At 51.0% G+C, this 13283-nt stretch carries 9 protein-coding genes; 3 read left to right on the top strand and 6 right to left on the bottom strand.

Translation table 11 applies throughout. From position 1 onward, the window contains the following. Nucleotides 1-96: 96 nt before the first annotated feature. From L2731_RS16635 to L2731_RS16615, 5 genes are all read right to left on the bottom strand, one after another. Entirely contained in the window at nt 97-438 is a 342-nt protein-coding gene (locus L2731_RS16635) for a hypothetical protein (RefSeq protein WP_249254553.1), read from the bottom strand. A gap of 886 nt (nt 439-1324) precedes the next feature. Further along, nucleotides 1325-2296 (bottom strand): PstS family phosphate ABC transporter substrate-binding protein, encoded by a 972-nt coding sequence (locus L2731_RS16630; protein ID WP_160795313.1) that lies wholly within the window; start codon nt 2294-2296, stop codon nt 1325-1327. Between the two features lie 314 nt (nt 2297-2610). Beyond that, the gene (gene phoR, locus L2731_RS16625; RefSeq protein WP_249254552.1) at nt 2611-3903 is read right to left on the bottom strand and encodes a phosphate regulon sensor histidine kinase PhoR; all 1293 of its coding nucleotides are present in this window, start codon (nt 3901-3903) and stop codon (nt 2611-2613) included. 318 nt (nt 3904-4221) lie between these two features. Next, nucleotides 4222-4911: a phosphate regulon transcriptional regulator PhoB gene (phoB, locus tag L2731_RS16620; RefSeq protein WP_041406681.1), complete on the bottom strand. Its 690-nt coding sequence runs from the start codon at nt 4909-4911 to the stop codon at nt 4222-4224. A gap of 187 nt (nt 4912-5098) precedes the next feature. After that, nucleotides 5099-6049, bottom strand: a complete 951-nt coding sequence (locus L2731_RS16615) for a porin (protein WP_239851718.1) — start codon at nt 6047-6049, stop codon at nt 5099-5101. 301 nt (nt 6050-6350) lie between these two features. Here L2731_RS16615 and rdgC point away from each other — a divergent pair, with 301 nt between their 5' ends. Continuing rightward, nucleotides 6351-7262: a recombination-associated protein RdgC gene (gene rdgC, locus L2731_RS16610; RefSeq protein ID WP_239851721.1), complete on the top strand. Its 912-nt coding sequence runs from the start codon at nt 6351-6353 to the stop codon at nt 7260-7262. Nucleotides 7263-7429: 167 nt separating this feature from the next. On the opposite strand, the gene L2731_RS16605 is transcribed toward rdgC, so the two are convergent. After that, nucleotides 7430-9226 carry a M61 family metallopeptidase gene (locus tag L2731_RS16605; RefSeq protein WP_249254551.1) on the bottom strand — a complete coding sequence of 599 codons (1797 nt, stop codon included), beginning with the start codon at nt 9224-9226 and terminating at the stop codon, nt 7430-7432. A gap of 127 nt (nt 9227-9353) precedes the next feature. Here L2731_RS16605 and L2731_RS16600 point away from each other — a divergent pair, with 127 nt between their 5' ends. Further along, a complete protein-coding gene (locus L2731_RS16600; protein WP_249254550.1) occupies nt 9354-11510 on the top strand; it encodes a tetratricopeptide repeat protein in 2157 nt (718 codons plus the stop codon). Between the two features lie 191 nt (nt 11511-11701). Then, on the top strand, nt 11702-13258 hold the full coding sequence (locus tag L2731_RS16595) for a GGDEF domain-containing protein (protein WP_041509179.1): 1557 nt from the start codon (nt 11702-11704) through the stop codon (nt 13256-13258). The last annotated feature ends 25 nt before the right edge of the window (nt 13259-13283 follow it).

The following is a 13283-nucleotide window of genomic DNA, read 5'->3' as shown; positions in this document are numbered from 1 at the left end:
AACTCTGCACTGAATGTCGGTCTTGTGTTCTTCATTTCTACCACCTTTTTTCCAGAAGTGAGTCTATCACTTCGTCTATTCAGGTGGCCAAATTCACTATGCCACTACAATTAAAGGATTGTCCGGCCAAGTAATGCCGGGCAGGTTTGACTTAAAGATGAGTTCGATGACATCAAACAACTCCTCATCTTTGCAATTGAGGACGAATTGGAGTGTGTCGTCCGGCTGCTGCATTCGCGCATTTGAGAGCTGAAACTCCCCGTGCAAATAGCCAATCTTCGTATGTAGTTGCCCTAGGAACTCCCCAAAACGACTCTGCAGATGATCGCGAAGCAACATGATCAACCTGTTTCTAAAGGTTCTAGTGAGCGGCGTAAGTTTTGGATCTGAGTCAGATAATTGTCTTCGAGAAAAGACGTTAAAAAGTTCCTCAAACATGGTTCAACTCTCTTAGCACATAACAACTTATTAGTGAGACCTTGCAAGGTACGCTACCTTGTAAGGTAGGAGACCAAGCATGTAAAGAAGTGGGGCAGAGTAATCTTATAAAGGAGCTGATTGGCTCATGTGGTTGGCTTTTTCATTCCCTGAATGGCGTAGTCGATGTTTGATTCGAGTTGGCCTAGCTCTGTCCTTAATTGATGATACTTTAATCTATCTCGTCAGGGCTATACAACATGCTAGGTCACATTTAATCAAAGATTTCTCTCTAAAAAATAGTGAGTTGAATCTATGTCTTCTCAATGACGGTAAATCGAAGAGACGTTGGATACCGAGTGTAGATACGCCGGTGACCTTCGGTTTCAGGGATGAAACCGCAGAGCGGCCAGGGATGGCGCACAGCGTGTCACAGGCGTATCTGCACATCCCTCGCCGGGTAGGCGTTAGATAGCCATGAAGGTGTGACCTTCAACTCAATTAATAAATGACTATGTCGCCAAATGCTAATCAAGCAAACTATAGAGATGCCAAACCTTCATTCCAAGATCAACACACTTTGAAACAAAACCAAGTTAGCTTTTGCTCCCTTTCTACACCATTCACGGTCAAATCGAAGAAACGTTTAGATTCCAGTGTAAACACGCTTTTGGCCTTCGAAATCATGGATGATTTCGCAGAGCCCACAAGGATGTGCTCGTGGCGAGCCAAAAGAGTGTTTGCACATAAGCTCACCGCAGGTGATAGGTTGCCATGAATGTGGACAAATCAGACACACTCAACAAATGAGATTGCCGTCAAATACGACTCAAGCAAACAAAATATCGTCTTATTTGGAAGACAAAAAAGGCCTCACTAGGAGGCCTTTTTAGTTCAAGCTGGTGTCTTACAGACGGATACCCGCTTTTTTCAGGTCTTTAGCAGTCACACTACGTGGTAGTGGTACATAACCGTCTTTCATTACGATTTGCTGACCCTGCTTTGACAATACGAAGCGTAGGAATTCACGCTCGAGTGGTGCCAAGTCTTTGTTAGGGTGCTTGTTCACGTAAACGTATAGGTAACGTGATAGTGGGTAGCTACCGTCAGCAGCGTTAGCGGCTGATGCTTCGATGTAGTTGTCACCCTTCTTAGAGATAGCAACCGCTTTCACGCCTGCAGTCTTATAACCGATACCTGAGTAACCGATAGCATTAAGTGATTGAGATACAGACTGAACCACTGATGCAGAACCTGGTTGCTCGTTGACGTTAGCCTTGAAGTCGCCCTTACAAAGTGCTTTCTTCTTGAAGTAACCGTAAGTACCAGATACTGAGTTACGGCCATATAGCTGTACGTCTTTAGCAGCCCAAGAACCGTCTAGGCCAACATCGCCCCAACGCTGAACATCGCTACCGCCACACTTGTGTGTTGCAGAGAAGATACCGTCGATCTGCTCGATGCTTAGGCCCTTGATTGGGTTATCTTTGTGTACGAATACGGCCAGGGCATCGATAGCTACACGGATAGCCGTTGGCTGGTAACCGTAGTGCTTTTCAAATGCTTCGATTTCGTTAGGCTTCATCTTACGGCTCATTGGACCGAACTGTGAAGTACCCTCAGTCAGTGCTGGTGGCGCAGTAGATGAACCCGCGGCTTGAATCTGAATGTTAACGTTAGGGTACATTTCTTTGTACTCTTCCGCCCATAGGGTCATCATGTTGGCTAGAGTGTCTGAACCTACAGAAGATAGGTTACCCGATACACCACTTGTTTTTTCATAGGTAGGCAGTGATGGATCAAGCGCGGCCATAGAGGCTGCTGAGAATACACTAGCGGCTGTTAAACTCACCGCACCGACAAGCTGTTTAAGTTTCATTCTATGCTCCAGTGTTAAGCGGACTTGCTTACTCGTTTCATTTAAGTTGCAGCCAGTATCAATCGCAACGGTGACAAGTCTATGACTGTGATGTGACACTTAGATGACAATGACAAATTAATTCGCCGCAAATGCGCTTTTTCGCGTCGCCATATTCTGTTTGACATTAAATCGTCAAGTTTGCGTCATGGGTGACGGCGATTTCCATAACCTAGACGCCATTAAAAAAGCCCCATAAAAAACGCCGTCATTAGCGACGGCGTTTAAGCTTTGTAAAGTGGCTAGCACTTGCCCCAACGACTAACCCCTCCCCTTTAAAGATCCAGCAGGTGATTGGGGATGATGAAGCTAAAGCGGCTGCCTACCCCGAACTTACTCTCTATGGTGAGATCGCTCTGGTGATGATGCAGCGCGTGCTTGGTAATGGCCAGGCCCAATCCCGAGCCACCACTCTGGCGCGAGCGGGCGCTATCGACCCGGTAGAAACGCTCGGTCAGACGGGTAAGATGCTGCGGCGCTATGCCCTCGCCAGTATCTGTCACGCTAAACTCGGCGCCCATGGGCACACGTTTCCAGCGTATGCTGATCTTACCGCCCGGCTCGGTATAGCGAATGGCGTTCGACACCAGGTTAGAACAGGCGCTGCGAAGCTGTACCTCGCTGCCATAGAGGTTAAGCCCGGGATCCGCCTCGATAGACAGCTCATACTGCCCCAAGGCCAACGCCTGCGCCTCCTCTTTGAGGGTCTCCATCAGGTGTGCCATATTCACCTTGGTATCCAGGTTGACCGCGCTGCCATCTTCGATGCGCGACAGCACCAGCAGCTGCTCGACCATGGAGCGCATACGGTTGGTCTGCTGCTGCATCTGCGACATCGCCTTGGCATTGGGCGAGTCCGGCTCGGCCATGCCCTGCATCATCTCAAGATAGCCCTGCAATACCGTTAGCGGGGTCTTGAGTTCATGGGAGACGTTGGCCACAAACTCCTTACGCATCCCCTCGAGCTGACGAATACGGGTGATATCACGGGCGATGAGCAACCGCTGACCCGAACCGTATCCCATGATACGTATCTCTAAGATACGATTGTCGCTCTGGGTATCGATGAGCTCGAAAGGCTCATCGAAGTCCGCCTGCTTGAGGTAGTTGGAGAAATCGGGATGACGAATGAGATTATCGATCCGCTGGCCATTGTCCTGGGGCCACACCAGGCCTAACATCAGCTGGGCCAGCTTATTGCACCAGGCAATATTGTTCTCTGAGTCGAGCACCACGGCCGCATCGGGCAGGGCCTCGGCCCCTTGTCTGAAGCGGGCGAGAAGATAGGCGAGCTGGCTGACACGTTTACGGTTCTTGCCCTGTAGACGATAGATACCATTGAACACCCCTTCCCAACTGCCACTGCCGTTGGGAGGCGTTAGCCGCTTGTCGCGCCACAACCAATAATTGAGTCTTGAGATCTGTTTATAGTGCCAAATGAGCAGGGCAATACTGCCCAGAAACATGATCCACAGCACCTGATTTATGAGTAATCCAACGGCAAGACAGAGCAGTAGATATATCACTAACCGAGTGAGTAGTTGATACCCTGAATATGAATCAAACATAGATAAGCCATAGTGAGCGAATGGGCACAAGATAGCGCAAATAGCCTCTTGTGCCTATCAATTTGCTTGGATCTATCGACCCTTGCTGTTTGTTTCGGCGGCGAGCTTTTGTGTTTTTGTCCCCGGCTATCTACGCCTGCAGCAATGATTTACACAGGCATGAGATAACAGATAAACAAGACACAAGAGGCGCGGCCCCTAGGGTTCATCTAAACAGTGTCTGTGCTTTCTTGCCGGCTAGCAGTCTGTCATTGCAAACCCCAAGCCATACAATCAAAACCTGTTTAGATGAATCTTAAACCACAAAGAAATTTGGCCCTAGAGACGGGTCGAAAAACGGTAGCCCGCACCACGAACGGTTTGAATCAAGCGATCGTGATTCGACGGTTCGACGGCCTTACGCAGACGACGAATATGCACATCGACGGTTCTGTCTTCGACATACACATTGGTACCCCACACGTTGTCCAGCAACTGTTCGCGGCTGTAGACGCGTTCCGGATGGGTCATGAAGAAATGAAGTAGCCTAAATTCGGTCGGGCCCATCTCTAGTACCTGATCGCCCACTGTCACACGGTGGCTCACAGGGTCGAGTACCAATCCTTGTACATCTATCGGCTCTTCCAGAGCCGTCGGTGCCGCGCGGCGCATTACCGCCTTGATACGGGCCACCAGCTCTTTGGGCGAGAAAGGCTTGGTAATATAGTCATCGGCGCCCACCTCGAGCCCCTTCACCTTGTCTTCCTCTTCGCCACGGGCCGTTAGCATGATAACGGGAATGTGACGGGTAAACTCATCCTGACGCAATTTCTTGGCAAGCTGAATACCACTGCCGCCCGGGAACATCCAATCGAGCAACACCAAATCTGGATAGGGTTCTGACAACATATCCAATGCTGAGTCGAAATCCTCTGCTGTAGTTGTCGTAAATCCATGTTGTTCTAAAACAAAAGCTAACATCTCTCGGATGGCTAGCTCATCTTCAACTATCAAAATCCTAGCAGTCATATGCGATCTTCTATCTGTGAATTCCCACGTGTCCATTATTGGTCTTTTTTATTACAAAATTATGAAACCGCTGGGTTAGTTTGTCATAAAACGGCTTATTTTGTCATAAATCTTACATCAAAAAGGGAGGCCTAAGCCTCCCTTTATTCTTCACTCGACTCGCGAGCCGATGTTATTTATCAATAGCTTAGAACTTGTGCTCTAGACCGATACCGAAGAACTTATCGGTATTGTCATCGCCTTCGAAGTCACGGTTGGTGTAGAAGGCAAACAGCTTAGTTGGCTTGCCTAGCTTGTAGTCACCACCGATTGACCAAGAATCGCCTTTGTCTTCCATGTCTTGATACTGAGCCTTCAGTACCACGGCATCGATAGTGTAGGCCGCGCTTACCAGGTAACCTGTCTTGCTGTCGGCGCCCACAACTTCAGTACCGTCTTTCTTGTAAGTCTCTTCCTGCTGCTGGTACATACCACCAATCTTCAGACCAGCGATCTTACCCTGAACAGTGGCACGAACAACTTCGTAGCCTTTAACGTCTGAATCATAAGCGATAGAGGCGAAGATTGGCGACTTCTTCAACTTCTTGTCACCGTACATAGCGGCAACGCTGAAACCGTCTTGGCCATACTGTGAGCTTGCGCCTTCAGCAGCATAAGTCACACCAACCTTGAAACCGTTGAAAGAAGGCGTCATGTAAGTCGCAGTCTGTTCGATACGGTTTTCACCCTTGAACAGGTTCTTCAGGTCACCAGAAAGGTCGTTGAACTGGTCAACTTTACCTTGAGACTGCTTCAACATGGTGTCGTTACGACCCACAGAGAAAGCACCGAAGTTACCTTTTAAACCAACGAACTGGTTACGAGCCTTGAAGTTTTCCTTAACGTCATCACCCGTGTCCACTTCATACTCGACAGTGTAGAAAGCTTCCAGTGAGCTGCTCAGCTCGAAAGCACCCTTCACGCCAAAACGAGAAGCGTTGCTCTGAATAGTCGTCGTTGCATCATCATCTACATCGTTAGATTGAGCCGTTACGTTTAGTTTGCCGTAAACAGTCAATGGCTCTGCAGCGTGTGCAGAAGCGAGAGTGGCAGTTGCTAGCGCAGAAGCGAGTAGTGTTTTACAAAAAACGTTCATCATTTAATCCTTTCGACGTTTGTTCGTCTTGGTTATTGGTTTGGACGGCCGAAAGTGTGCAACTTTTATGTTGCAGTTTTATTTCATCGATTTAGCAACTGGATAGATTTGGCAATATGGACGACACACTCAGGCCACAAACCCAGGCGGAATGGGCGATACAGATGAGCAGAAAGAAATATTACAGTTTGATGAATTATGCCGCTTGAGCAATATTTGTGACATTTTGAGGAAGTTTGTTAGCGGTTTACCCGCGCCCTACAATGGCTTACACTGCGGCTTTATTTTTCATTGAGCGCCTATCATGTGGTTTAAGAATCTTACCGTATATCGTTTTAATAAACCTTTCTCTGTCGATACCGAAGCGCTAGAGAAGTCCCTTGAAGACTTTACTTTTTCTCCCTGCTCCAGCCAGGACATCAGCAAATTCGGCTTTTCAAAGGCCCTGGGTAAACTCGGCCACACCTTAGTACACAGCGCCGAGAATAGACACCTTATCTGCGCCACCAAAGAGGAGAAGATACTGCCTTCTCAGGTGGTAAAAGAAGCCCTAGAGGAAAAAGTGGCGCAGATCGAAGATGAAGAAAACCGCAAGCTGGCCAAGAAAGAGAAAGATGCGCTCAAGGAGGAGATCACTACCACGCTACTGCCACGCGCCTTCTCTCGTCGCAGCCAGATCCACGCCCTGATCCTGCCTGAAATAGAGATGATCCTGGTGGACTCATCCAGCGCGACTAAGGCTGAAGAGTTGCTGGCTTTGCTGCGTAAGGCACTGGGCTCGCTGCCTGTGATCCCCATGAGCTTTAAGACACCAATCGAAGCCCAGATGACCGAATGGCTCAAGAGCAACAGCACACCGGCACCTTTTGAGATGCAAGATGAGGCCGAGCTCAAGTCAGATTCGGATGAAGGCGGCATAGTGCGCTTCAAGCAACAAGACCTGACCGAAGATGAGGTGCTGGCGCATCTTGAAGTGGGCAAGCAGGTGCATAAGCTGGCACTGCACTTTGGCCAGTCTATCGCCTTCGTGCTTCAGTCAGATGCTGGCATCAAGCGTCTGAAGTTCTCTGAAGAGTTTAGGGCCCACAACGACGAGGTGGGCACAGAAGATCCACTGGCGCGTCTGGACGCCGACTTCGCCCTGATGGGCAGCGAACTCATTGCCCTGATGAACTCTCTGGTAGAAGTGCTGGGTGGCCTGGAAGACAGCCTGTAAGACAGACTCGATGAGAGCCTCGTCGAGCGACCATTTAACAAAAAACCACCCCTAGGGGTGGTTTTTTGTTGGCTGTATTTTTGTTAGCTGGCTTTTTAATAGATAGCTTTTTAATAGCTGGCTTTAGGTAAATCTGGCTGCGAGGCAACAATTGCCATACGTCCAAGTTAACCTTTTAACTTACCCTCACCGTCGAAGGGCCAGTCAATCCCGAGCCAGGCCTCGAAGAAGGCCTTCTGCTGACGGCTAGGCTTATCGACACTGGTGAGCTTAAGCTTCTCACTGGGCTGCTCGGTCAAGGTCAGTGCCACCTCTTTTAGGCGGTCGTTACTAAACAGGGTCACCTTAATGGTATCGCCTGGGGCAAAGTCTTTGATGCGCGCCGCAAACCCCTTGGCCGTCACCTTGAGGCCATTTATCGCCAGCAGCTCGTCGCCCGCCACTATGCCTGCCCGCCAGGCCGGTCCCTCACGTTTCACATGGCTTAGCTTCAGGCTCCCCTCGCGCGTCGACATACCGGCATAGGCGATCGCCTTGTTGTCACTGCCATAGTCTTTCTTCAATCCGGCCTTGGCCAGTAAGGCCTCATAGTCCAGCACCAACGGGCGGTTAACATGACGCTGCCACCAATCGCCATAATCTTTGCCCGACAGCTCGCGCAGAATCTGCTGCACATCGCCCACTTGATATCCTTTTGGGAGCTTAAAGTCCCGATACAACTTGGCATGCAGATCCCGATAAGAGGTCTTTAGACGAGTGTCGCTCAGCAGGCTAAAATCCAGCGCCAGAGAGGTCAGATAGCCTTCCGAATAGATGTTACTGCTATGGTTCTGGGCATAGTCTCCCCCACCGGCAACCCACTGACCGGCACTGGCCTCGGCAACAGACTGCACCTCGCGGCCAGGAGTCTGCTCGTTGCGGCTGATGCGTCTGGCAAGATCCTCCAGGAACTCCTTAGGGCTAAGCACGCCGGCACGTAGTAGCAGCTGACTCTGAAAATAGCTGGTCGAGCCCTCGGCGATCCACAACAGCTCGGTGATCCCCTCCTGTTGATAGTCATAGGGCACCAGACCCTGAGGACGGTAGGCCTTCACATTCCAGGTATGAATAAATTCATGGGAGGCCGTCTTGATGAAACCTAGGTAGTCTTTGCGCTCTCGAAAACTAAAGCGCGGACGCTGGATGACGGTAGAGTTAAGGTGCTCGGTCGCGCCGCTGGCACCACTGGTGGCGTGCACCATGTAGACATAACGCTTGAAGGGATAGCCCTCCCAGATAGCCTTGGCCTGGCCACTGAGCAGGGTGAGATCGGCCACCATCTTGTCGAGATCATAGTTGCCCTCACCCCAGACCACGAGTTCATAGTCACGGCCATCGGCCGAGAAGGCTCTGTGCTGACTTATCCCCGTCTCTATGGGGGAGTCCACCAGCACATCATAGTCTTCGGCGCTAAACTGATGATCGCGCGTCGAATCCATGCCCGAGTAGCTGCGCCAGGCCTCTGGCACAGCTAGCGAAACGGTAACCTTTTGGTCGCGAAAATCCGGGCTGTAGACAAATACCCCGCTGGCATCCAGGTAGGCATGAGAGCCATCGATATGGCTCACGCGCTGCCCCAGGCTGTTGGCGTAGAGCTGATAGCTGACCCTGACCCGCGTCGGCTGAGTCAATTTAACCTGCCACTCACCGCTGGCACTGCGTTGCCAGTCCAGCGCCTTACCCGATTCATCTTCGGCCTTGAAATAACGGATCGCATCGGCAAGTGGCAATACCTGATACTTGCCGGTACGCCATACGGGCAGATTCACCGTAAGCAAGTTGCCCTCGCTGCGGGGAAAGTCGACCTCGACCTTAGCCAGATGGTGCTGAGGCTGGGTGAGATCGATCCGGTAATTAACATCTGCGTGAGCTTGAGCTAGGAAAAAAGGACTAAAAATCAAAATCAAGGGTACAGCTAGTTTCACTCTGGCTTCCTTCTGTTATCATAGTTGTAATGTGAAGTTCGTCAGTATAACCCGATTTATCCCTCACACTGCGGACAGAATTCTAAAAACATAATATGCCCGCCTGCGGCCAGGTAATGCTTAAAAAATGCGCGTTTTTCTCTACAGTCTGGTTCTGTTCTTTTGCTGTGCAGCCTCGGTCGAGGCGGCCTCCAGTCAATTGATCAGTAAAGAGGTTAAGTTTAAAGAGTCGGCCGCCGAGTTTTACCAAGACGCCATCGCCAGCCTCTCCTTCCCCATCGAATTTAGCAGCGAAGTGGAATTCAACCATCTCGCCGACAGCCAGGGCTTTGGCGGCGAGGAATTGGAGCGACAATTACAGTGGCTGGCCCGTGTCTACCTGGAACCCGGCATTGGGGTCGATAACGCCATGGACAAGGCGCAGCGGCTGATGACCCAGCTTGAGATCATCGCCGATACGCCCTACGACAAGGCCTATCTGCTGATGCTCGCAGGACGTAAAGTCGGCCGGGAGAAACAAGATTACCAGCAGGCAATCACCCACTATCAGCAGGCGCTCGCCCAGCTCAAGAGCAGCGAAGATCTAGCGACTCAGCTGCTGCTACACAGCATTCACTACCAGTTAGGCGATGTCTATCGCATCACGCTACAGAAGAATGCCGCCCTGACCCATCTCAACCAGTATCGCGAGTTGGCCTACCAGCTCAGAGACGACTACCTGATCGCCAAGGCCGAAGCGACCCTTGGGCGCTACTACAGCGGTGATGAGCAGTTTGCCAAGGCGCTACAGCACTACACAGAGGCGATCCGCCTGGCCGAGGGTCTGGACAAGCCCTTCCTGAATGCCATCTTGTCGCTGCGCCTCGCCCGCGTCTATCGCGATCTCAAATCTTGGGACGAGGCGTTAACTTATGCCCACAAGGCAGCAGATGGATTTACCAAGGTAGGCAAAGACAACTATCTGTCCAGCGCCATGACGGTCATCGCCATGGTGTATGGCGAGCAGGAACGCTGGAATCAGGCGATCGATTACTACCTCAATGCCCAGCAGATTGATGTCAGACGCGGCAACCTGACCGCCCAGGCCCTCAACCTGCACAATCTGGGGGAAGCCTATTTCAACAATAAGGAACCCAAGCGCGCCCTGAGCAACCTCATCAAGGCCAATGGCCTGTTTCTGCAGAAGAAGAGTAAACACTACCTTATCTATAACGACCTGCTGATCGCCGAGGTCGCGAGCCAACTCGAGGACTGGAGCATGGTCAACGCCTATGCGGCCAAGGCCTTTGTGTTGGCCCGGGAGAAGAAACTACCCGAGCAGATGTTTGAGGCGCTGCAGTATAAGACTCGTGCACTGAAAGAGCTAGGCGATATCGACAAGGCCCTGGTGGCCCTGGATCAGCTAATCACCCTGAGCCAGGAACTCGAACACGAGAGTCAGAAACCCTCAGACTATAGCCCAAGCGTCTTGGCCGAGCAGCAGCTCAAGCTGCAGCTCAGTCAGCTTCAGGCATCAAACAAGGTACAGGAGAAGCAGGCACATCAGTTTAGGCTGGCGGCCAGTATCATCTTTATCGTGAGTCTGCTTTTGGCTCTGGTAGGGATCAACCAGTGGCGTGGCAAGGCCAAGCTGAAACAGCAACTGGCTAGCCTGAGACAGAAGGTGAATCAGGAGCCCATAACCCAACTGCCGGGCTACCATGGCTTCATCGCGCGCATGATGCGCGGCACTGATATTGCCCAGCTGGCCCTGCTCTCACTCGACGAAGGCCATAATCTGGATCAGCGCCTCGGAGCCGATACCTATCTCGAAGCCACGGCGCGCCTGATGGACACCCTGAGTCGAACGCTAGGCGGCGAAGCCTACCTGATCCGCCCTGGGCTTATTCTGTTATCCCTTAGCGGTGTGAGCGAACATCAAGTCCTGCTGGATAAGATCCGCTGCTTACTCGATGAGCAGCCTCACACCCAGAGGGCCCATTTCAAACTGGGCTGCATCAAGGTGCCGCTGCTGGGCAACCCGGATGTCAAGGTGGCGCCGGATACCTACTTCAATGTGCTGCAGATGTTGGTGGCGGGCGCCACGAGTCTGGGGACGCAAAAAGATTGTTATGTCAGCATCACACCACTAAACTTTGCGCCAGCGGCAATTTTATCTAACCCGCTATACTTACACTTGGAAAAAGGGATTAGCCGAGGATTGGTTAAGGTCGAATGCAATGAGAATAAGGCACTCATCCAATGGCCAAAATGGCAGGGAACAAACGATGCAGACCCCACATAATTTTATAAAAGTATCCAGCTTGGGTCACATCCCCTCGAAGGTACAATTGCATAACCTAAAAGATCGGATACCATTGGCGTTAAATAGCTCTCCATTAGCCAATGGTAAAATTGTTCGGCAACTTCTAAGCGGCTTACAATATAGAAGTTTCTTCCATCAACTGACGCTGAAGCTTATTGACAAGGTTTAGAATGAAAGACGCTATGACAAGCCTTTCCCAGGTATCCCTCCTTCAGCAGAAACTTCATTCTGCCAAAATTGCCTTGGCTGAACTCAACGATCAGAAGGCCCAGAGCCAAAGCTCACTGCTGCAATTTATCGGTCATCTCAGTCTCGCCTGTAAGGGGCAGAGCATAGAGCTTGACAACAAGCTGGCCAAGCTGCGTCATAACCTGCTCAATATCGAGCATATCGAAGAGGTGTTACCCGACCTACTCGAGGTCGAACAGCTACTCAAGCAGCAGTACCACCATGTGATGGGCCAGCTCGAAGATGGCCGCGCCAGCCTCGCCAAGGTGATACGTCAGCTGCAACGTGTCGATTCAGTACCAGATAAACTCAAGAAAGAGATCGCCTACTACAAGCAAGATCTCGGCAAGCCATTTCATACTTACTGGGACTACTTTCCTAAGGTAGAGCGCCTGGTGGGCTTCTTCGAAGCCATCATGCATGAGCAGCTCAGCCAGGGCGACAAGCTAGAGGTTCTGCCGAAACACAGGCAACTGGCTCACGAGCTGGCACAGATGATCTCTGAGATCGAGTTTCGTAAGGATCAGCGCGATCAGGTATTGGTGATCAAGGATTACCTGGCCGGCGAAATCGATGTCGACGGTCTTATCGACGCCTATCAGACCATACTCTCGCTGCTGCTGGATAATATTGCGCTGGAGAAGAGTGCCTCCCAGGAGTTCCTCTACGCCCTCAACGATGCACTTTCTGCGGTGCGTGAGGTGGTGAACGACTCCTACAACAGCAACCAGCGCAGCTATCAACTCAAGAAACAGCTCAACCGAGAGATCAACTCGCGGGTCGACAATGTGGGCGATGCCATCATAGACATCGATGACATAGACCATCTCAAGCTGCAGGTTACCGAACAACTGGCCTCTATCCGCACGGCGCTGGGACGCAAAGAGGCGCTGGAGCAGCGGGAACAGGCGATGCTGCGCAAGTCGATGGAAACCATGCGCGACGAGCTCAACGAACTGAGCAAAGAGGCCAACGCCTACAAGGAACGTCTGTTCGAACAGCAGAAGCTCAACCTGCTCGACACCCTGACCCAGCTACCTAACCGCGCGGCGCTGGAAGAGCGTATGGAGCAGGAGTTCCGCAACTATCAACGTCATCGCCATCCCCTATGGGTCGCCGTGGCCGACATAGATCACTTCAAGTCCATCAACGATAACTTTGGTCACAGCACGGGCGATAAGACACTACAGGTGATCGCCATGGCGCTGAAAAACTCTCTGCGTGAATCTGAGTTTGTGGCCCGTTACGGCGGAGAAGAGTTTGTCCTCATCATCCCAGATGTGTCAGCCAACGACATAGAACACCTGTTGAATCGCGTGAGGGAGAAAGTAAAAAATATTCCCTTTAAGTTTAAAAATCAGAGAATTACAGTTACAGTATCAATAGGTGCTGCACAAATTCTTGAAAACGAGCAGATAAGTGAAACCTTCGAACGCGCCGACGCAGCACTCTATAAGGCCAAACATGAGAGCAGAGACAGAGTAATTATTGACGCCTAATCCTGGGGTTGCCCCAGAAATTCTC

Source organism: Shewanella aquimarina, assembly GCF_023349185.1.
Lineage (GTDB): Bacteria > Pseudomonadota > Gammaproteobacteria > Enterobacterales > Shewanellaceae > Shewanella > Shewanella aquimarina.
This window is presented reverse-complemented; position numbering and strand designations above follow the sequence as displayed.